General features: G+C 66.9%; 15 protein-coding genes, 2 pseudogenes and 1 other annotated feature. Of the genes and pseudogenes, 14 read left to right on the plus strand and 3 right to left on the minus strand.

The window, feature by feature from the left end:
* The first annotated feature begins 319 nt into the window (after positions 1–319).
* Positions 320–751 (plus strand): hypothetical protein, encoded by a 432-nt coding sequence (locus tag ACSVC7_RS31205; protein ID WP_448208430.1) that lies wholly within the window; start codon positions 320–322, stop codon positions 749–751.
* Here ACSVC7_RS31205 and ACSVC7_RS31210 read toward each other — a convergent pair whose 3' ends face one another.
* Positions 752–1,747 carry an IS1595 family transposase gene (locus tag ACSVC7_RS31210; protein ID WP_448208429.1) on the minus strand — a complete coding sequence of 332 codons (996 nt, stop codon included), beginning with the start codon at positions 1,745–1,747 and terminating at the stop codon, positions 752–754.
* Positions 1,748–1,861: 114 nt separating this feature from the next.
* Here ACSVC7_RS31210 and ACSVC7_RS31215 point away from each other — a divergent pair, with 114 nt between their 5' ends.
* The 7 genes and pseudogenes from ACSVC7_RS31215 to ACSVC7_RS31245 all read left to right on the plus strand — a co-directional run bounded on the left by ACSVC7_RS31215 (position 1,862) and on the right by ACSVC7_RS31245 (position 7,020).
* The gene (locus tag ACSVC7_RS31215) at positions 1,862–2,086 is read left to right on the plus strand and encodes a DUF6471 domain-containing protein (RefSeq protein ID WP_448208428.1); all 225 of its coding nucleotides are present in this window, start codon (positions 1,862–1,864) and stop codon (positions 2,084–2,086) included.
* A 9-nt stretch (positions 2,087–2,095) separates the two neighbouring features.
* Positions 2,096–2,575: a hypothetical protein gene (locus ACSVC7_RS31220; RefSeq protein ID WP_448208427.1), complete on the plus strand. Its 480-nt coding sequence runs from the start codon at positions 2,096–2,098 to the stop codon at positions 2,573–2,575.
* Positions 2,530–3,777 (plus strand): IS66 family transposase, encoded by a 1,248-nt coding sequence (locus tag ACSVC7_RS31225; protein ID WP_448208426.1) that lies wholly within the window; start codon positions 2,530–2,532, stop codon positions 3,775–3,777. Before ACSVC7_RS31220 ends, ACSVC7_RS31225 begins: the two co-directional genes overlap by 46 nt.
* A 94-nt stretch (positions 3,778–3,871) precedes the next feature.
* Positions 3,872–4,192: pseudogene (locus ACSVC7_RS31230) on the plus strand (efflux RND transporter permease subunit); the annotation flags it as partial.
* A gap of 302 nt (positions 4,193–4,494) precedes the next feature.
* Positions 4,495–5,166 carry a LuxR C-terminal-related transcriptional regulator gene (locus ACSVC7_RS31235; RefSeq protein WP_448208425.1) on the plus strand — a complete coding sequence of 224 codons (672 nt, stop codon included), beginning with the start codon at positions 4,495–4,497 and terminating at the stop codon, positions 5,164–5,166.
* Positions 5,167–5,369: 203 nt separating this feature from the next.
* Positions 5,370–6,545, plus strand: coding sequence for an MFS transporter (locus ACSVC7_RS31240; protein WP_448208431.1), 1,176 nt, complete (start codon positions 5,370–5,372; stop codon positions 6,543–6,545).
* Between the two features lie 130 nt (positions 6,546–6,675).
* Positions 6,676–7,020 carry a nuclear transport factor 2 family protein gene (locus tag ACSVC7_RS31245; RefSeq protein WP_448208424.1) on the plus strand — a complete coding sequence of 115 codons (345 nt, stop codon included), beginning with the start codon at positions 6,676–6,678 and terminating at the stop codon, positions 7,018–7,020.
* Here the strand turns inward: ACSVC7_RS31245 and ACSVC7_RS31250 are convergent.
* A complete protein-coding gene (locus ACSVC7_RS31250; RefSeq protein ID WP_448208423.1) occupies positions 6,971–7,240 on the minus strand; it encodes a hypothetical protein in 270 nt (89 codons plus the stop codon). The genes ACSVC7_RS31245 and ACSVC7_RS31250 overlap by 50 nt on opposite strands.
* Before the next feature lie 598 nt (positions 7,241–7,838).
* Between ACSVC7_RS31250 and ACSVC7_RS31255 the strand changes: the two genes are divergently transcribed.
* From ACSVC7_RS31255 to ACSVC7_RS31275, 5 genes are read left to right on the plus strand one after another with little or no spacing between them, the layout of a single operon-like run.
* Entirely contained in the window at positions 7,839–16,310 is an 8,472-nt protein-coding gene (locus tag ACSVC7_RS31255) for an RHS repeat domain-containing protein (protein WP_448208422.1), read from the plus strand.
* A gap of 28 nt (positions 16,311–16,338) precedes the next feature.
* Complete coding sequence (locus tag ACSVC7_RS31260) at positions 16,339–17,322, plus strand: hypothetical protein (RefSeq protein WP_448208421.1); 984 nt, start codon at positions 16,339–16,341, stop codon at positions 17,320–17,322.
* A 17-nt stretch (positions 17,323–17,339) separates the two neighbouring features.
* Complete coding sequence (locus ACSVC7_RS31265) at positions 17,340–18,263, plus strand: hypothetical protein (RefSeq protein WP_448208420.1); 924 nt, start codon at positions 17,340–17,342, stop codon at positions 18,261–18,263.
* 3 nt (positions 18,264–18,266) lie between these two features.
* Positions 18,267–19,148 (plus strand): DUF4915 domain-containing protein, encoded by an 882-nt coding sequence (locus tag ACSVC7_RS31270; protein ID WP_448208419.1) that lies wholly within the window; start codon positions 18,267–18,269, stop codon positions 19,146–19,148.
* 32 nt (positions 19,149–19,180) lie between these two features.
* Positions 19,181–20,125 (plus strand): hypothetical protein, encoded by a 945-nt coding sequence (locus tag ACSVC7_RS31275; RefSeq protein ID WP_483509063.1) that lies wholly within the window; start codon positions 19,181–19,183, stop codon positions 20,123–20,125.
* Positions 20,126–20,129: 4 nt separating this feature from the next.
* Here the strand turns inward: ACSVC7_RS31275 and ACSVC7_RS31280 are convergent, their stop codons facing one another.
* Entirely contained in the window at positions 20,130–20,276 is a 147-nt protein-coding gene (locus ACSVC7_RS31280) for a hypothetical protein (protein ID WP_448208417.1), read from the minus strand.
* A 54-nt stretch (positions 20,277–20,330) separates the two neighbouring features.
* Here ACSVC7_RS31280 and ACSVC7_RS31285 point away from each other — a divergent pair.
* Positions 20,331–21,284 (plus strand): annotated as a pseudogene (locus ACSVC7_RS31285) (IS3 family transposase); the annotation flags it as partial.
* Positions 20,615–20,731: a sequence feature (AL1L pseudoknot), on the plus strand. It overlaps the preceding pseudogene by 117 nt.

Raw genomic sequence — 21,284 nt, forward strand, 5'->3', positions numbered from 1 at the left:
GCGCAAAGCATAGCGTCGCATCGGTCGGCCCTCCCGTCAGCCGACGCTCTATGAATCACGCATTCCGCCCGCTGGGAATCCCCTAACTGACGACACGCCCTAAGCCCAATACCGTGTCTTTAGCGTGAGCCGCCACAAGATATGGAACTCATCGCATCGCCGAGCACTCATACTAAGTATGGACCTCTGGTCCGGCGAGGTCAGCTTAAGGACACGGTATTGCGGAATTATGTAGCACCCGCCACCGCTGAGTCCTGCGTCGCCGCCTCCATCGCCCGTATTCTGCCTTTCGGCAAACCGGACGGAAAGGGCTTCCTGCATGGGCGAACCACACGTCGTCAGCGCGCTGAAGGACAAGCGGGCGGAGATCGCTGGCATCATTGAGGATATGGAACGGTGCATCGCCCAGCATCGGGCCGATCTGGTGCATGTCGATGCCGTGCTCCGCCTTTACGTGCCCGAGCTGGAACCGGACGGCATCGCCCCAAAGGCCGTGCGCAAGCGCAACGACTGGTTCCGGCCCGGCGAGCTGGCCCGCCTGGTACTGGACGTGCTGCGCACCGCCCCGGCACCGCTGTCCACGCGGGACATCGCCGTCAGGGTCATGGAGCGGCGCAGCCTCGATGCCGGCGACGGGCGCACGGTGCAGCTCGTCATGAAACTGGTGAGCAACGCCGTCACCCGGCAGGCCGCCGGTCTGGTGGAGCGGGTGACCGAGGGGAAGGTGACGGCGTGGCGGGTGCGGCCCTGATCACGCCGCAAGGGCGGCTGGCCGGTTCCGCTGCCAGTAGCCGCAAAAGTCCACCGAGGGGCCGTTATTGGTGACCAGCGTCACCACCCGGCGGAACTGCTCGCCGTTGCTCTCCCGGCGCCAGTCCTCCTTGAAGGCAGCTTCACGGGCGTAGCGGGCGAGGTAGGCGCCCGAGATGTGGTGGTGAGCCCCGATCTCGGCGCGGCGCAGGCGGGAGAAGAAGCTTTCCGCCTGGTTGGTGCAGGCGCCGTCCAGAGAGTAGGCGTCCTGGTGGTTGATGCGCTTCGTCTCGAAGCTGGCGTGCAGCGGGTTCCAGGCGGCGGACTCGTCCGCGTGCAGGACGGTGCCGCGGTCCACCCGGGCCTTGATGAAGCCGGCCGCGGCGGCCTCGCTCTCAAAGACCTGCGTCACGGTGCGGCCGTTACGCTCGCGGATCGCCAGAACCACATGGCGCTTGCCGTTCTGGTTGGCCGAGAGGCGACGGTCCTTGCGGTCCTCCTTGCGGTTCTCGGGGCGGACGTGCCCGCCGACGTAGCAGCCGTCCACCTCGGCCGTGCGGCCTTCCCCGCCCAGCACCATGCTCTTTATGTCGGCGCCCATCGCCTCGCGGATCTTGTGCGCCAGCACGAAGGCCGTTTTGTACTGCACCCCGAGATCGCGGGACAGCGCCAGGGCGCTCTTGCCCTTCACCTCGTTGACCGAGATCACCACGGCGGCGAGGTAGACCTGGAGCTTGAGCTTGTGGAAGGCGAACAGCGTGCCGGAGGTGAGAGTGAAGTCCGTGCGGCACGCCTTGCAGCGCCAGCGGGGCGCGCCGTTCGGCCGGCGGCAATCGTACACCGCGTCGCAGCCGCAGGCCGGGCATTCCGGGCGCCCGTCCGTCTCGCCCCAGCGGACGCGGGCGAACACCGCCTCAGCTTCCTGGTCCGACATGCGCAGCACCTTTGCGAGGTTCAGCGTGCGGGCAGCAGCGGAGAGCAGGAAGTGCTGGGACATGGCGATACTCCTAACGATATCGACATGTCATTTATGACAAGTTGCAAAAGGCTTGTCAAGCTCCATCCATGTCATCCATGATAAGGCCCTATCGTTCGTGAGAGGGTGAAAACGATGGCCGACGACCCCTGGTATTGCGAGGCCAAGGGACTGCTGCGCGCCGAGATCAAGCGGCGCGACCTCACCTACCCGCAGCTGGCGGAGCGCCTGCGGGGGATCGGCGTCGAGGAGACGCCGGCCTCCATCGCCAACAAGATCAGCCGCGGCAGCTTCAGCGCCGCCTTCATGATCCAGGTCCTGAAGGCGATCGGCTGCTCCAACCTGAGGATCGAGGGATGAGTAACGTACGTGGGGCAAAAAGCCGGGCAGGCATGCCGCGAGCCGGGATTGGATTTGGCTTGGCCGGGACACATGTTTCCGGCTGTGAGCACCCCCGAGAAGTTTTCCCTGTCCGGTCTGTCGCGTGGCGATCTCGAAGCGCTGGCCGAACGCCTGCTGGCGGAAAACGCTGCCCTGAAGCAGGCGGTTGCGGATCTGCGGGCGGAGGTCGCGGCGCTCAAGGGCGTAAGGGGCCGTCCGGTGATCCGGCCCAGCGGCATGGAGCAGAAGACCGCCCCCAAACCGGCGGGCGGCGGCAAGCGCGGCAAGAAGCGGCGCAAGACCGAACGTTTGGCCATTCACGAAGATCGCATCATCCACGCCAGCGTGCCGGTCGGCTCGCGTTTCAAGAGCCTGCCCCCGCGAAGGCGGGGGGCTACGAAGACTTCGTCGTCCAGGATCTCGTGCTGCGCCCGCATGCGCTGCGCATCCGCCGGGAACGGTGGCTGACCCCGGCCGGCGAGACCGTGGTCGCCCCGATGCCGGCCGGGATCACCGGCCACTTCGGGCCGGAACTGCGCCGCTTCGTGCTGCTGCAGTATCATCAAGGCCAAGTGACGATGCCGCGCTTGGTGAGCCAGCTCCGGGCCTTCGGCATCGACATCTCCAAGCGCCAACTCGTGCGCCTTCTCAACACCGGCACGGAGACCTTCCGCGCCGAGGCCCGCGATGTGCTGCGGGCCGGGCTGGAAACCGCGGCGTGGATCAGCGTCGATGACACCGGCGCCCGGCACCAACGCAAGAACGCCTTCTGCACGCGGGTCGGCAACGATCATTTCACCGCCTTCGCCACCACCGGCTCCAAGAGCCGGCTGAACTTCCTGGAGGTGCTGCGGGCCGGTCATCCGGACTACGTGATCAACGTCCAAGCGCTTGAGTACATGCGCCAGCGTGCCCTCGCCGGACCGGTGATCGCGCAATTGACGGCCCATCCCGAAAGGCACTTCGCCGACAAGGCGGCCTGGATGAGCCATCTTGAGCGGCTCGGGATCACCGGGCTGGCGGTGTCCCCCGATCCGGTGCTGATCGCCACCGAAGGGGCGGTGTGGGGCGCCATCAAGGCACACGGCCTGCTGCCCGACACCGTGATCCTGTCCGACGATGCCGGACAGTTCGCCGTCGATCACCACGCTTTGGGTTGGGTCCACGCGGAGCGGCTGGTCCATAAGCTCGACACCTTCACCGACCGGCAGTACGCCGCCCAGCAGCGCGTGCGGGCGCTGATCTGGTGGTTCTACGCCGACCTGAAAGCCTACCGGCGGGCTCCCGATCGGCGCCGGCGCTCCGCGTTGCGGACGCGCTTCGATCGCCTGTTCCGCCGACGCACGGGCTTCGTCACGCTCGACCGCCTGCTGGACCGGTTGCACGCCAACAAGGACGAGTTGCTGGTGGTGCTGGACCGCCCGGAGGTGCCGCTCAACACCAACGGCTCGGAGCGTGACCTGCGTCCGCAGGTCACCAAGCGCAAGGTCTCCGGCGGCACCCAGTCCGATCAGGGGCGTGACGGCCGGGATGTCTTCGCCAGCCTGCTGCTGACCTGCGCCAAGCTCAGCGTCTCCTTCTGGGACTATCTCGGCCACCGTCTCGGCCTGTTCGGAGTCGACGCTCCCTACCTGCCCGATCTCGTCAGAACGCGATCAGCCACGGCCTGACTGCCCGGACTTTTGCTCCACGTACCATCTCGCTTACCTAAGCCTCTGATATTCCACGATTCCGGAAATTTCGGGGGTTTGAGCCCAGAACCCCATGCTGGTCGATTTCGCCATCGTTGCGGAACGCGCACACGGCAAGTCCCCGCGCGAAGCGATCCGCGAGGCTTGCCTTCTGCGCTTCCGACCGATTTTGATGACGACCATGGCGGCGATGCTCGGCGGGGTGCCGCTGATGCTGGGCGCCGGGACCGGGGCGGAGCTGCGCCAGCCGCTTGGCTACGCCATGGTCGGCGGGCTTCTGGTGTCGCAGCTCATGACCCTCTACACGACGCCGGTGATTTACCTGGCGTTCGATCGATTGAGCCGCCGCCGCGCTCCGGCCGAAACCTCCCGAACGGTGGAGGTCGGGCGATAGCGGCATTGGCGGCCCGAACGACGAAAATCCGGACCGTTGGGGCGCTCTCCACTGCGAACAAGGTCCCCGTCAGCGCGGGAAAACGCAACAAGCCGGAGCAGGTCGAGCGCCTGCCGACGCGCGACCTCGTGAGGTTCGCCCCCTATCGGGGCAAGACGCTCCATCCGGGTGCTGCACATAACCTAAAGCGTAGGTTTCTTCCTGCCTCATGTGGTTAATTTTTTACTAACGTTAGGGTGGTTTGTGCACAAACGGTTTGGTAACGTCCGGCCATCCGATCCACCTTCGAGAGTGACTGGACGATGCACCCTGTCTCCATCCTTCTGATCGACGCCAACAAGCTGTTCCGCGAAGGCATGAAGGCCCTGTTCTCCGACGGGGAGTTCCGCGTCACCAACGAGGCGGCGAGCGTGGAGGGGCTGCAGCCAGGCGCAGCGGGTGCCGCGCCACACCTCATCATGCTTGATCCGGCGGCGACGCGTGGCACGGTGCAGGCGGTGACGGCGCTGAAGGGCCACTATCCCGAAGCGCGGCTTGTTCTGCTCGCCACCGAACTGGACGCGGATGAGATGGCCAACGCTATCCAGGCCGGAGCCGATGCCTTCCTGATGAAGGACATCTCGCCGACGGCGCTCGCCCAGTCGCTGCGTCTGGTCATGCTGGGGGAGAAGGTTTTCCCGACCAGCTTTGCCGCCCTTCTGATCACGGGAAAGGCGAGCGCCAATGCCAACGCACCGCGCGCCCCAAAGGGTCTGTCGGGACGCGAGGTGCAGATCCTGCAGCGCCTCATCCAGGGCGACAGCAACAAGATGATCGCCATTCACCTGAACATCACCGAGGCGACGGTGAAGGTTCACCTCAAGAGCCTTCTGCGCAAAATCAACGTCTCGAACCGCACACAGGCAGCGATCTGGGCTCTGGAGAATGGCTTCGGCGGCAAGGCGCCGGTGGACGGAGCCTTGGAAATCGCCTGACCCACGGAGCGAGGCTCGCCCCGTGGGGGTGGGCCGGGCTCCGCCGCACAAGGGCATCGCAAGACGGGCGGCTTGGCGATGTCCGGTGCGCGTCGCATCTCCCGTTCGGAAACCGGAGATGCGACGATGATGGGGCAACCGCAGCGGGGTGTCTCACCGACGTGTGCCGCGCTCCAAAATGCGTCAGCGAGGGTCCCTTGTCCGTGCGCTCCATTCCCAGCAGCGTCGTCGCGCTGGGCTTCGTCAGCCTGTTCATGGACGTCTCGTCGGAGATGATCCACAGCCTGCTGCCGGTGTTCCTGGTCTCGGTCCTTGGCGCCAGCGTGCGGTCGGTGGGTTTCATCGAGGGCATCGCCGAGGCCACGGCCGCCATCACCAAGGTCTTCTCCGGGGTGATGAGCGATTGGGTGGGGCGGCGCAAGCCGCTGCTCCTGCTGGGCTACGGCATGGCGGCGCTGACCAAGCCGGTCTTCCCGCTCGCCGACACGCTGGGCTCGGTCCTGCTTGCCCGGTTTCTCGACCGCATCGGCAAGGGTGTTCGCGGCGCGCCCCGCGACGCGCTGGTCGCCGAAGTGACGCCACCCGACCTGCGCGGCGCCGCCTTCGGCCTGCGTCAGTCGATGGACACCGTCGGCGCCTTCGCCGGGCCGGCCCTGGCGATGCTGCTCATGCTGGTGAGCGGCAACGACTTCCGCCTGGTGTTCTGGATCGCCGTCCTCCCGGCGTTCATTGCCGTTGCGGTGATGCTGTTCGGTGTGCGCGAGCCCACTGGGGAGCCCGCCACCGAACCGCGGCGGTTCCCCATTCGGCGCAGCCAGCTCCGGCGGCTGAACGGTTCCTACTGGGCGGTCGCCGCCTTGGCGTCCGTGCTGACGCTCGCGCGCTTCAGCGAAGCCTTCCTGCTGCTCCGCGCTCAGAGCGTCGGGGTGGAGGACGCCTATGCGCCGCTGGTGCTCATCGTGATGAACGTTGTCTACGCGGTGTCGGCCTATCCGCTTGGAACGCTGGCCGACAGGCTGGACCGGCGCACCCTGCTGGCCCTCGGCATCGGTTTCCTGGTTCTGGCCGATCTGGTTCTGGCGACGGCCGGGGCCGGGTGGATCGTTCTGGCCGGGGCGGCGGTCTGGGGACTTCACATGGGAGCGACCCAGGGGCTGCTGGCCGTCCTCGTCGCCGACGCCGCGCCCAAGGACCTGCGGGGCACGGCGTTCGGCCTCTATAACCTGATCACCGGGATCGCCCTGCTCGGAGCCAGTGCTCTCGCCGGGGCGCTCTGGACCGCGTTCGGTCCGGCCGCGACCTTTTTGACCGGAGCCGCGTTCGCATTTGTCGCGCTGGTCGGGTTGGTGACCGCCGTGCCAGGCAAGTCCCCGGGGTGATCTCGCATCCGCCGGCGTTCGCTGTCTCTGGAAAGGCTGGCGGAGTCTCCGTCTGTCCGCCCGTCCCCAGATGGCGGACGAGGAAACGCAGACTATATTCGGGTCCGACCGCCATGAGGGAGGGGCGCTCATGCCCGATGTCGAGAGCAACAGGCAAGCCGTTCGCGCCTACGTCGCGGCGTTCAACGCCGGCGACTTCGGCGCCTTGCGCGCGCTCTTCACGCCGGATGACATCGTTCACGGCGTGCTGGGCTGGGGGCCGCTGGACGAGGTGATGCCGATCTGGCGCGAGCTGCACGACGGCTTGTCGGCTTCCCGCGTGGAGAGGGCATTGCAATGGTTGTCTCGGCTTTGCGCATTGCAGGACATCCATCCGTTCTGGGACGGTGGTCATCAGGCCAAGCGGAGTGCGGGATTGTCGCGATCTACGGGTCGCTCAACCGAGCGCGCAAGCTCGGCTGCCGGGCTCCTTTGACCGCCGGACGGCCATAGTGTTGCTCGGCCGGCGGGGGATCGAACAGGCCGGCCTCCAAGCGCAAGCGCGTGACGACGATCATCGACGGGCTCAGCGTATCGAGCAGCTCCAGCGCGGCGAACCCGCCGTCCATGACGGCGACCAGCAGCCGATCCGGCAGCCAGCGGTGCAGCCGGCGCAGGCCGTGGCTGGTGACCCGCCTCTTCTTGGACGACTGCACCGCGTCGTAATATTGGCTGGCCGGGCGAATGCACGGGCCGCGCCGGTCGCCCGCTTGCGGCCACCGGGCGAAACCAACCGCGTCGAAGTTCTGTCCGCCCCGCCTTGGGTAACCGGTCCGCCGAAGTGCCTCCTGAAGCTGGTGTAGGCGGGCAATCCTTTACCCGCAGCCCTCTTCGATTGCCAGCCTGCCGATTTGCGCACCAACGTCCATCTGTCCCTGCTCAATCAACCATTTGACGCACCAGAATTGCGCGTTCACCATTGAGAGTGCATAATCTGAAAAGATTATCCCTTAGAGCGACGCCATGACGCCGATGATGCAACACAAAATGAAGTAACATGATAGTTTACAATTATTGACTGTATGCGCCCGATGATTTTCCAGACTGCAAACGTGGGCTGCAACCGATTGTCCAGGCTCGCGCCTTGACGGCGTCAAATCCCGTTCACCAGGAACCAAGGAGTGGACTGTGACTGCAGGTCAAATTTCCAGCAGCCCGAACCAAATGGATTCCGGCGCGATCGGTGAATTGGCGTCCAGTGTCAATATGTTCACAGGGAATGTATCCTTCACAAAAAATCTCGTGCATTTGCCGGTGGGCGCAGCGCCTCACATACTCGACGTCACGCTTGCGCTCAGCTACGACAGCGGCATCCACAGCAGCGCCACCACGTGGAACATGGACGCGCCGACCGGCGTCGTCGGCCTGGGATGGTCGCTGAGCGGGAGCCGGATCGTCGCCGAAACGGACGGGTCGACCGGGCTGGGCGCCTTGTCCTACGTGCTGGAGATGGACGGCGTGGCCAACCCGCTGGTCGCCGATGGGCTGACCTGGCCTTACTTCACGCTGACCGGCGTGACGTTCGACGGAAGCACGCTGCCCGCTGGTGCCGCCGAGCAGTTCCTGGCCGCCGGCATCATGCTGTCCGACGAGGTGCAAGTCAGCGCCACCACGGACGGCTGGTTGATCTCGGACGCCGCTGGCCAGCGCCTGTTCGCCGTCGATGGAACGTCGCTGGTGGTGAGCGACGGCGGCGTGTCCTATCAGGCGGCCAGCTTCGACTTTTCCCGAATCATCTATTATTCGACCTTCGAACGGTGGGAGATCACGACCGACAAGGGGGAGGTGCGAAGCTACGGCGGCATGGGCGTTCCCGTGGGCCCGGCCGCCAACCCCTACCGGACCGGCATCGGCAACGGCATCGAATGGGCGGTCCGATGGGCGTCGTCCGACACGGCGACCGCCTGGGCCGGGGCGTCCTGCCAGGTCGGCTCGAGAGCGGAGACGCAGGTCCAGTACGCCCGCGCCTGGCACCTGACCTATCGGCAGGACATGGCGGGCAACCGGGTCACCTACGGCTACAACCAGTTGGAACAGCAGGGCGGGACGCTGGTCACCCAGCGCACCGGCGCGAACATCATCGCCGGCGGCGTGGAGCAGCTGGTCGGCGGCGCCTCCGGCAAGCCCTACACCAAGGCCTGCTACCTGACCACCGTCACCGACTGCTTCGGCCGGCAGATCCAGCTTTTCTACGGGTCCAAGTCCTGTTCCAACGATGGCGGTGGCTTCGAATACCTCGACCCGCATGTGGATTTCACGTCGGGCGGCACCATTCCCGAGGTCAGCGGCTATCAGGACCGCTACGAAACGCTGTACCTGAGCAGCATCGCCGTGGTCACGGCGGACCTGACCCCGCTCTACGGCGTGACCCTGGGCTATGAGGTGTGCGACGTCGCCGGGCTGGGAAACACCGGGGTCAAGCGGCTGCTGACGTCGATCACCGAGACGACGCCCGAGGGATTGAGCCTGCCCGGATTCACCTACACCTACGTGACGGGCACCTACGTGACGGGCGTCTCCAGCACGAATCCGGGCGCCGTCTTGTCGGTCACCTACCCCCAGGGCGCGGTCGCCACGTGGGCCTACGCGGCGAGCCAGATCGACAACTGCAACCGGCAGGTGACGGTGTCGGCGCCCACGGGGCTGACGAACTGGACGCCCACCGGAACGCCCTACGTCTGGCTCGGACCGGACTATGCCGTCGCGCTGTGGATCGACGGCGCCTCCAAAATGGCGTCGGTCAGCGTCTACACCTGGTCGGGGCTGTGGCTGCCGTGCGTGGTCGACCAAGTCGTGTTCAACTTCACCGACAGCGGTGACGAGACCATCATCGGGGCTGACGTGGTCGGCGTCGCCGGCACGGACATCTTTTCGATCTTTCTCAGCTACAGCGTTCCGGACCAACCGTCGACGGTGGGCATGATATCCGGTGCCCGCCGCGCCGGCAGCCCCGCCGCGTGGACGGTGTCCACGCCGGAAACCAGCATTCCCGGCGTGCCGACGTCGGTTTCCGCCGGCAACAACTTCATCGCCGCCACCACCTACGACGAGAACAGCTCGAACAACACCCTGAACGTCTGGACTTGGCAATGGGCGACGGCGCAGTGGCAGTCGGCCCTGTCCCAGACCTATGCGAAATCCTATGCGGTCGGCAGCTTCGGGGAGGTCCTCGCCATCGCGAGCGCGGTGGCGTCGGGGGCCCAGCTCGCCCTCTTCTGGGTTGATTCCGGCGGAACGCTGCACAGCGGCGGGACCGCCACCATCGTGTCGACGAACCTGACCACCCCCTGGGAGGTGGCGATAACGGTCGGGCCGTCGACGCTCGCCCTTGCCTTCGGCGTCGGCACACCCTCGCCGGACAGCTATCTGGCCGCCCTGGCCGCTTGGAGCAGCGACTACCAGACGCTTTTCACCTTCGTCGGGTCGGACCTGTATCCGCTGAGCAACTATCCCGGCCAAGGCGCCTGTCCGCCGACGCCGGCCTTCGGCGCGGACGGCTTCTACCTCATCGGCAACACGCTGTTCCGGTTCGACGGCACGCAGTGGCTTTCCCAAGACATCACCAATCTCTCCAGCACCTTCCCGATTTACGGCAGTAGCTACAGTTGGGTCGCCTACGGCGTCGGTGACGACATCGGGCTGATTTCCTGCAGTGGAAACCCGATTTCCAACTATGAGGTCGGCGTGAACTATTATGTGTTCAGCGCCTTCGACAACAGCTTCTCGTCGCAGACCATCGGGCCGGACACCGTCGACAGCGTGAACCAGGGAACGCCCTACTGTGCTGGGCCGAATTTCTTCATTGCGTCGGGCAATGTGTACGCCCGCACGGCGCTGAGCTGGAACAGCGTCTACACGCTGCCGTCCGACCTGACCTCGGCCACCTCGCCGAATTGCGACAACCAGAGCATCGTCTTCGAACCGCCACAGTTCATCGCCTTCCAGTCGACGGCGGGAGCGGCGCCGAACGTCGGGCTGCTGACGCTGCAGAACGGCGCAGTCGCCGACAACGCGCCCGTCCTCCTCGCGCAGTCGGGTTCGCTTCAGTACACCCCGCCGGGAGAGACGGCGACGCTGTGCGGGCAGGCGTCCGCGGGGCCGGGAACGCTCGTCACTTGGTCGTCCCAGGAGCAATTCTTTACGGAGGTCGGCAGCTATGTCCTCAACCGGTACGCGGGGCAGGCTTTGGCCGGGCCGATCGACGCCTATCCCGTCGCGAGCTTCTCCTGGAGCGACGGAACGGGCGTGACCAGCGTCGTCGGCTACGCCTTCGACGCGCAGACAGCGGGCTGCGACCCCACCGGCACGACCGTCAAGTTCTACAATTCCGCCAGCTTCCCCGGCGCGGCGACGGCGCAGGACGCGGCGGCCGGCTTCAAACTGTTCAGCTACGAGAATGGAACCGACGCCGCGACGGCGGTGGCCGCAATGGACGGCATGCCGATCTTCAGCGGCATCGTCAGCGGCCCGTGCATCGGCACCATTCCGATGTCCCAAGCCCAGGCGCTGGAGACGACGGCATCACCGATCGCGGTGCCGTCGGCGGTGATCACGGCCCTGGGAAACTTCACGCCGCCGCTGGTGCTGCCGGACACGGCGCAACTAACCACCGTGATCGCCGGCAACTCCTCCTGCTGGAGCGTGCCGGGGAACGACGGAGCCACCTACGTCCTGCTGCGCGACTTCAGCGGCAACACCGGCTATTTCGTCTTCGAAGGGTGCCTGCAGAACGCGACCCAGACGGTCTGGGAGCTGTTCACGAGCCGGAACATCGGGGCCGACACGCCCAACGAGACACCCCTTTTCGGCGGTTTCGTTCGCCCCTCCTCCGCCGCTTCCAGCTCCGACGGGATGGCCACGCACACCGCCTACACCTATGTGCCCACCACCCTGACGGCGCCCTTCAATGGTCAGATGCTGGCCCGGTCGATCACCTACACCACGGGCGTCGCGTCGACCTCCGGCATCGACGCCGGCGACGTGACCCACACCGAAAGCTGGACCTACCTGCCGTCGGTTCCCGGCAGCGCCTATGCCCCGTTCAACCTGCTGTCGCCCATCGTCGCGCTTCAGCATGACGTGACGCAGGGCGGCACGACGGCGACCATCTCCGGCGTCGCCACGGCATGGACGACCATGCCGCTGCCCTCCGGCATCTCCCTGGCGATCGCAGGCAGCAGCTACGACTGGACGGGTGCCGGGGCCTTTTCCGGGCCGTCGGCCGGCGATTTCCCCCAGGAAGGGGTGTGGCAGACGGCCTCCACCGTCAAGGCCATCGACCGCTTCGGCCGGGCGCTGGAAACCAAGGACGCGTTGGGAATTTATCGGTCGACCCTGTACGACACCGCCGGGCAGGTGATCGTCGCCTCGGCCAGCAACGCCAGCTTCGCCGAGGGGCAAGCCCTTTTCACCAGCTTCGAAGTCTACGAGGCGCTGGGGGGCTGGACGTTCAACGGCAGTCCTCTGGAGAGCGCGACCGGCTGGTCCCTCGCCCGCGGCAACCTGAGCGCCCGCTGCGCGGGGCTTGCCGCCGGCGACACGCTGGGCTTCCCGACGCTGACGCCGGACTGCAGCCGTCCCCTGGTCATCGCCCTCGACACACTGGCGTTGGGGGCGTCCGGGCTGTCCGCAAGCCTGACGTTCGAGCTTCTGGAGAACGGCACGGCGAGCGGCGTGTCGGTGCCGGACGTCGCCATCACGGCCGGGACGTCGTGGAGCGCGTTCACCACCACCCTCGACCTGCCGCAACTGGCGGCGGGGCTCTCGCAAGTCACCCTCGTCGTCACGCTGCAGGTGGCGGCGGACAGCGGATGCGGGCTGGCCGTCGACGCGGTGCTGGTCAGCCCGCTGCAAAGCGCGGTGCAGGGCTTCGTCTACGATCCCCTGCGGATGGTCATGATCGCCGCCGTTCTGCCCGATGGAACGACGCGCACTGCCGCCTACGACGCGTTCTGGCGCCCGGTCGCCGCGACCGGGCCGGATGGGCGGATCCGCTCCCTGCAACTCGGCTACTTCTCGCTCCAAGGGAACACGCAGTTCAATCTGGACGATCCCAACGCACTGATATCGCTGAGGGCGATCAACGGCGGCACCCTCGACGTCTTCCTCGATCCGGTGGCGTGGCAGGCGAACTGGCAACCGTCCCCCGTCGCCGACGTCGCGACCGCCTCCGGCACGCTGGTCGTGACGCCGGGGGAGAGCGGTGCCACGCTGACCTCCGCCGCGTCGCTGAGCGGATCCTTCGCGCTGTACTTCGAACTCGTCCCGGCGGACGGGGCCGGCCCTGCCGACGTCGCCGGGCTGACCATCGCCGTCGGCGGTTACTCCGCTGCGCTGGGTGCCGGCGGCGCCTGGACCGTCACGCTCGACGGCGACAGCGTCACCCCGCAGCGGGCGACCACGGGTCTCCTCGGCTCGGTGCTGCTGCTCGCGGTCAACGGCTCCGTGTCGCTGCTGACCAACGGTCAGGTGGTGGCCTCCACCTCCGGGACGCTGGCGGAGGGCGCGGTCACGCTGACGCTGGCCAACGCGGTGGGGATCCGCAACCTCGCCCTGCTGCTCGACCCCGTCGCGGCCATCCGGTTCGACGACGTCAACGGGCTTACCCTGCAAAGCCAGCTGCTGGCGGACGGTCTCTACCTGACGAACCAGTTCGTGAGGGACGGCAACGGCCGGGCGATCGTCAAGACGAAGACGGCGCCCGCCCGGTTCGGGGGCGGAGCGGACCTGCCGGTTCCAGCCTTCCGCAGCAGCTTCGTCAACCTCGCAGATTTCGCCGGTACGCTGGACAACACGGGCGCGATGCAGGGCGACGTGGCCGATTACTACGACGGCACGAACAACAAGCCCGGCCCGAACGACCAGGGCTATCCCTACCAGCGCCAGATCCTCGAACCCTCGGCGAACGGGCGGCCGGTGGAGTTCGGCCTTCCCGGACAGGCCCAGGCGATCATCCTCGACCCCGCCCCGGCGACGCCCCAGACGGTGACGCGCCGCTACGGCGGCGCGGTGTCGGACGTGTCCTGCCTCAGCGCCTTCGGCGCGGCGGCCGCCACCTGCTTCAGCGTCAGCGTCACGACCGACCCCGCCGGCAACCAGGCGGGGACCGTGCTGGACGGCTCCAAGGCGGCTTTCACGCGCTTCCTGCAGACGCAGAACGGCGCGGCCGTCAGCCTGGCGACCACCGCCTACGGCAACGCGGCGATCGTCCAGGGACTGATCGACCCGAACGCCGAGCAGGCGGGGGCAACGCAGCCCGACGACACCCTGACCCGCGGACCGAGCGGCGTGATTTCCGCCGTCGCGACCGCCGATGCGGGCACGCTCCAATACCTTTACGACGCGAACGGGCAGGTGCGGCTGACCCAGGACGCGGCCGGCAGCAGCGGAAGTTACGCGACCTATTATCTGTGGGACGGGCTGGGGCGCCCGGTGGCCAGCGGGACCTATGCAATTCCCTCCGGCACCACCTTCTCGTCGCTTCAAAGTGAGCTGACGGCCGCCACTTGGCCGGAAGGCTCCTCGGGCGCCGTCCGCCTGGCCACCTGGACGTGGGACGGCGACGGCACGGTGCCGACCGCCCTCGGCCAACTGGCCAGCGTCGCGGCCGACACCCCGGCGAGCGGCGATTTCGACGCGGTGACCATCGCCGACGCCCTGACCTATGACGTCAACGGCGAGGTCACCGGCCGCACCACCACCGCGACGGCGGGCGGCACCACGCTGGCGACGGTGGCTTTCGGCTACAGCTACGACCTTCAGGGACGGCTGACCTCGATTGCGCTGCCGACGGTCGACGGGGTCGCGGTCACCGGGATCGTCTACACCTACGACGGCCTGGACCGCATCGTCGGCATCGCCGACCAGGACGGCAACACGCTCGCCACCTACGGCTACGACGCCAGTGGCAACCCCGTCGCCGCGACGCTGTCCGCCGGCACAAGCTCGGTCGACATCCAGCGCAGCTTCGATTCCGCCAACCGGTTCCTGGGACTGGAGGCGACCTGCGGCCAGACCACCTTCACGCTCGCCCTCACCTACGGGACGGCGGGGTATCTGGCGACGCTGACCGAGACCTTGAGCGGCGGCGAAGCCACCTTCGCCGCCGATCTCACCTTCTCCTACGACGCGCTGAACCGGCTGAGCGGCGTCGCGGACACGCAGAGCGCGCGCACCCTGGCGGTCAGCTATGAAACCGGGGAAGGAAAGCTCGACCTGAACGGCAACATCCAGTCGATGACCGTCGGCTCGGCGCCGGCCCTGTCCTACAGCTACACCGCCGGCAGCAACCGCATCGCCAGCATCACGCCCTCCGGCGGCGACGCCGGAAACTACAGCTACGTCGGTGGCTGCCTGGCCTCGCGGACCGGAAGCGGCGCGCTGAGCCTGTCCTACCAGCCCACCTCGACCCTGCCGGCGTCCGTCGTGGCCGGCGGAACCACGACGCAGTACGTCTACAACGGCTTCGGCGACCGCACCCTGAAGCGGTCGACCGCGGGAACGGCGATCAGGCTCTACAATCCCGCAGGATGTCTGACCTACAGCCAGGAGGCCGACGGAACCGTGACCCTGTGGGTGCCGGGGCCGGGCAACGTGCCGGCCTTCTCCCTGTCGAGCCAGGGCAGCCGCGCCATCGTCTACGACCACCTCAACTCGGCCCGCCTGGCGTTCCGCGGCGGAACGCTGGTCAACGCCTACGCCTATGGCGCCTATGGCAACACCGTCAGCGCGTACGACTCCGACCCGTCGCTGCCCTTCGGGTTCTGCGGCTACGAATACGACCCCGAGAGCAGCCTCTGTTTCTGCAAGACCCGCCTCTACGATCCGGGGATCGGCCGTTTCCTGCAACCGGACCCGCTCGGCCAATACGCGGACAGCTATTGCTACACCATGGGTCTGCCGCACATGCAGACCGATCCATCCGGCCTGATGACCTGGAACGAGGCGCTGGGGATCGCGCTCGACATCGCGGCCGTCGCCGCCATGATGGTCGACCCCTCCTCGGCGGCGCTGGACGTCGACATCATCTCCCGTGTGGGACAGACGCTGCTGGGCAACACGGTCTCCGGCGCGCTGGCCGGCGCGGGCAACTACGTCTCCAACGTGCCCCCCGGCGCGTGGACGCCGAAGGGCTTCCTCGACGCGGTGGCGATCAGCGCCGCCGGGGGGGCGGCCGCCGGCGGGACCGAGGCGCTGCTCGACGGGGTAACGGCCTCGGCGTTCAGCCGCGGCGTCTGCGACGTGTCCAGCGTGGAGGGCAAGTCGGCCGTCACGCGCATCACCCAATCCGAAAGCGCCGACTCCGCCGCGTTCCTCAAGGCGACCAGGACGGCGCAGGACGGCGCGGGTGAAGCGGCGGCGGGCGCGGCGGGAAAGACGAGCCGAAGCTGGTTCGTCGAGAACGACGACCTTGCCCTGCGCGCTTTCTACAATCTGACCAAGAAGGCCGCGGGCACCTTCGCCAGCTACAGCGCCTCCGGCGCGGCCGCCCAGGCGCTTCATCGATATCCGCAGACGCTTTCCTTGCCGCGCGTGGCCTTCGGCGTGCTCGCCTCCGCCGCCTTCGGCACCTTCAGCGAGAGCGAAAGCGGCGCGATGCTGAAGGTGGCGGTGAAGTCCCGATCGCTGTCCGTGCTTTCGGGCATGCCGTCCCCCTCGGGAATGGCGGTCGGCACCATCGTCGGCGGCCTCGTCTTCAAGGGCCTCGGTCACGAATACCAGAATTGATTTGCCTCAACGAGCACGGGGATCGGTCATGCAGCCCTTCGTATCGACAGTCACCTTCAGCCAATTTCCGTTCGGGGACACCAAGTCGGTCAAAGTCGCCGATCTGGCCAGCGGCGATGTTCTGTTCCACGGCGTGGCGATGGCCGGCTTCCTGAACACCTTTTCCTCGGGACACGGCTACGGCGAAGGGGTGGGCTCGTTTCAGGCGCGCGCCGTTCCGAACCTGGTGAACAACACCATCTACGTCACCACCACCGGCAGCCTGACCGACTTTGACGACGACGCACAGGGCATGCTGTCGGGCGGCGACACGACCCCGTTCCAGGGCGTGTTCACCGTTCTCGGCATCACCGGTGCGGCGTCGAGCGACCTGTCCACGACGAACCAGGTCACGGTCGGCAACGTCTACAACGTCATATCGCAGGACTCGGCCGGCTTCTCCGTCACCATCAACGGCCCGGCCCTGGCGATGATCGCCGGCGTCAGCTTCCAGGCGAACGGTTCGTCGTCCTCGGTCGACATCTCCGGATGCTACGCCAGCGTGCATGGGCTCAACAGCAGCGGCACGTCGGAGGTTCAGACCTACGCCTCCATGGGGGTGGGCGGTCTCTATTGCATCGTCGACACCTGCATCTGCGCCCTGACGGGCCTCTCCGACTTCTACTGGACGACCGGCACCGTCTCATCCAGCAACAGCCAGAACAACGGAACCGGCGGAGCCGGGGCGAGCTACACCTTCTCCTGGTTGGAGAACTCCGCGACCGGGACGGTCTCGTACGGAGCGGCCCTGACCGCCTTCAACATGAGCCTGTTCAGCAGCGACGGTTCGCCGGAGACGCGGGCCCTGAACAAGGTCGGTGTCTACGTCAACTCCCTGACGTCCAACAACAGCTCCGGGTCGATCACCACGACCTTCTATCTCACCAACGACTATCACGACGACTACCAGTCATCGGGTGCGAACGCGAGCTATGCGTTCTTCCTGCAGACCAACGTCCAGACCGCCAGCTGAGCACAGGAGACCGATCAATGACCTTTGCCGTCTCGAACGCCAGCTACACCACTGGCGGAACGCAGCCGAACTTTTCCTTTGCGGGCGCCTCCAACGTCGCTGGAGGCATCTGGGGCATCAGCAGCTTCGATATCTCAGGCCTGAACGACTACATCAAGTCCATCGCGATCAGCGCCAACGCGAGCATGTATTCCCAGGGCGACACGGTTCCCGTGACGGTCTCGGCCAATGTCCCGGGGGCCACCTGCACCGTCGGTCTCTCGGCCTTCGCCGAAGTGGATGCCAATTCGCTGTCGCCGTCCATACTGGTCAACAGCGTTTCCAACATCTCCTACGGTCAGCAGTTTCCGCTGTCCGACACCCCGCTGGCGGTGCAGCCCTACTCCTCGGTCGGCTTCATCCAAGGCTTCGACATGGGCTTCGGCAGCGAATCCATCGTGCTTGGGATGGGTGCTGCGGTCGGTGCGCCCAACTATCCCGCCACGACGGGCCTTCTGCCGTCGCTTGTGGCTCATTCCACCTTTTACGGCGACGAGAACACGATCAATTGCACGGTCGACGCCGCACAGTTCATGCTGACCAACAACATGATCGGCGTCGACGTCGCCATGGTGACGCAATCCTACTACCAGCAATGGTACACCGTTCCGCAGGCCGTTCAGACCGCGACGTTCCCGAACCTGTCGAGCGTCAGCGGCTGCGCGGTCTTCCTGCAATCCTTCTACTTTGACTTCGACCCGGCCTTTCCGCCGAACATGATCCTTTCGGTCAGCTTCGGCGCCTCGGCCGGAACGCCGAGCGGCAACACGGTGCCGATCACTCTGACCAGCAACGTCGGTGCGGGGGATGGTTCGACCTACGGCGGGACGCCGATGTACCCGGTGTCGCTGGCGGTCAACGCCATCTGCATTGCCTGGGGCACGCCGGCGTCAAGCAGCTGACCCATGACATCGCGCATCATCGCCAGCGTCCCGCGCCGGCCGGGCACCGGTGCCTGCCTGCTGCAGTTCGACGCCACCCTCGCCCTGGAGGCGGTCCGGCGCTACCCCGAGGCGGGAGAGGAAAGCCGCCTCTACGGGTTGTGCCGGGCGGGACGCGAGATCCTGGCCATCTACACGACCCTCCCCTCGAACGAGGACGAGCGGTGCGGCGTTCTGCGCCTGGACGCCGGGCTGGGGGTGGTCGCCATGCATCCGCTGTCGCGGGTGAGGCTCGGCCATTCCCTCATTCCCGATGGCGATGGGGTGTTGGTCGTCAACACCAAGTTCGGCGAGATCGTGCGGGTGGCCGACGATGGTCATGGCGGCCTGACGGAGGAACCGGTGTGGCGGATCCCCGATCGGGCCAAGGCGCTGGTTCCGGATCCCTATGCCAACGGTCTGGTCCGGCATCGCGGCGGACTTGTCGTGGCCATGCTGTCGGGTGCGCGCGGGCCGGACCACCGGAACCTCCCGGGGGCGGTCTGGTCGGTGGACGAGGACGTGGAGATCTGCGGCGGAATCCGGATTCCGCACAGCGTCTTTTCCGTCGACGACCGCCTGATCGTGCTCGAATCCGGGACCGGGCGTGTCCTCGACGTTACCACGGGGACCGCCGAGGAGGTGGCCCGCGTGGACGGCTTTGTCCGCGGCGTGTGCCGCCTCGGCCATGAACTGGTCGTCGGAACCAGTGCGTTCCGGCGCATTTCACGGTCTTCCGACCGCGTCCGCGTCGGCTACAAGCCGTCCCGATGCGCCCTGCATCGGATCGACCTGGAAACCGGAGCCGTCACCAGCGTCTCACACCGGCCGCTTGGCTGCGAAATCTACGACTTGCTCGTCTGCTGAACAGGGAACCGGGTCGCACCGGAAAGGACGGCATGCTCCATCACTTTTATCATGGCTATCGGATCGCTTCCCCGCTGCCGCTGCCATGCGATGTCTGCGCCGATCAGAACGGGCCCGCCGACATCGAGATCAGGCTTGAGCAGGAGGCCCTGGCCGTCATGGGCCCGCGGCCGCGCGGCCGCCACCTCAAGATCTCGGAGGGGGAGATCGTGATCGGGGCTGCCGGAAGGCCGCGGGTGCTCATCCGGAACGGCCGGGAGATCCTGGTCGAACACGACCGGCGGATCAGCCCGGACAGGCTGTTCCGCCTGGGCTTGCGGGCCGGCGTGCCGGCCGCGCTGTTCCAGCGGCGGGGTCTCGTGATGCACGCGGCGGCCGTCGCCATCGGTGGCCGGTCGGTTCTGTTCACCGGGCCGTCGAAGGCCGGGAAGTCGACCCTGTCGGCCACGCTGGGACTGCGGGGGCATCAGGTCCTCGCGGACGACTTCCTGGGAATCGATCCCAGCCCGCCGCCGGAAAGCGGGCGGGTGGTCCGGCTGGTCTGCTGGGAAAAGTCGCATCACCTGCGTCCGGCGACGCTCACCTACCTGTTCGACCGACCGGAGAGTCCGGAGCACGCCCGGATCAAATTTTCCGTTCCCACCGGGATCTTTCCGGCACCGGTCGCCATTCTGCTGCCGAAGCGAGGCGCTTCGCCCGATGCGCCGACGCTGCTTCGCGTATCGGCGGCCGCTGCGGCGGTGCTGCTGAGCCAACAGCTGCGCGGCGGCCGCTTCCTGGCGCCTTGGATGTTCGACGACTTCTCCCGCACGGTCATGGAACGGCTCGCCACGCTGCCAACCTACGCGCTGAACATCCCGGACGGATGGCAGGGTTATGACCGGGTGCTGGACGCCGTAGAGGCGGTGGCGGCCGATCCCTGGCAGGCGTCTGATACCAACGGCACGAGAACGCTTCCACCGCTTGCATTTGGTTGAGTTTTCAGGCGAACGCCGGCCACCAATGGAAGAGCGTGCGGCCGCGAATGGTGTCCGGATCATCGGTGAGGGCGTTGCACCGGTCACCCAGGACTTGGTCGAGGGCGGCGAGGTCGTCGATATGATCGTTGGCGACGGCCTCTCGGAGCAAGTGAACCGCTCCGGGTTTTCTGGAGGCCCCATTTCCTGAGAGACTGGGGTCATCATGACGAAGCAGACATCACCCAAGTACGCCCCTGAAGTCCGCGAACGCGCGGTGCGGATGGTCTTCGAGCACGCGGGGGAACACGCCTCGCAGTGGGCGGCGATCAGCTCGATCGCGGCGAAGATCGGCTGCAATCCCGAGACGCTGCGCGGCTGGGTCCGGCAGGCCGAGCGCGACCAAGGCAAGCGGCCCGGCCCGACGACCGACGAGCGGGAGCGCATCAAGGCGCTGGAGCGCGAGAACCGCGAGTTGCGCCAGGCAAACGAGATCCTGCGCAAGGCGTCGGCGTATTTCGCCCAGGCGGAGCTCGACCGCCCGTTCAAGAAATGATCGCCTTCATCGACGCGCACCGCGCCGTCCACGGGGTCGAGCCGATCTGCAAGGTGCTGCCGATTGCCCCGTCCACCTACCGCGCCCATGCCGCCCGCCGGGTCGATCCGGCCAAGGCGCCGGCCCGCTCGCGCAGCGACGCGGAGCTGAGGGGGGCTATCCGACGGGTCTGGGAGGAAAACTTCCAGGTCTACGGGGTGCGGAAAGTCTGGCGGCAGCTGCGGCGGAAAGGCCTCGACGTGGCGCGCTGCACGGTGGCTCGCCTGATGCGGCGCATGGGCCTGAAGGGGGTGACGCGGGGCAAGGCGGTGCGGACCACGATCAGCGACAAGGCGGCATCTTGCCCGCTCGACCGGGTGAACCGGCAGTTCCAGGCGCCCCGCCCGAATGCCTTGTGGGTGGCCGATTTCACGTACGTGGCCACGTGGCAGGGCTTCGTCTACGTGGCCTTCGTCATCGACACCTTCGCCCGTCGCATCGTGGGCTGGCGGGTGTCGCGCACCGCTCACGCCGGCTTCGTTCTGGACGCCCTGGAGCAGGCGCTGCACCACCGCCGGCCGGCCAAGGGCAGCGGCCTCGTCCATCATTCCGATCGCGGATCGCAATACGTTGCCATCAAGTACA

This window comes from Azospirillum mesophilum (genome assembly GCF_053470405.2).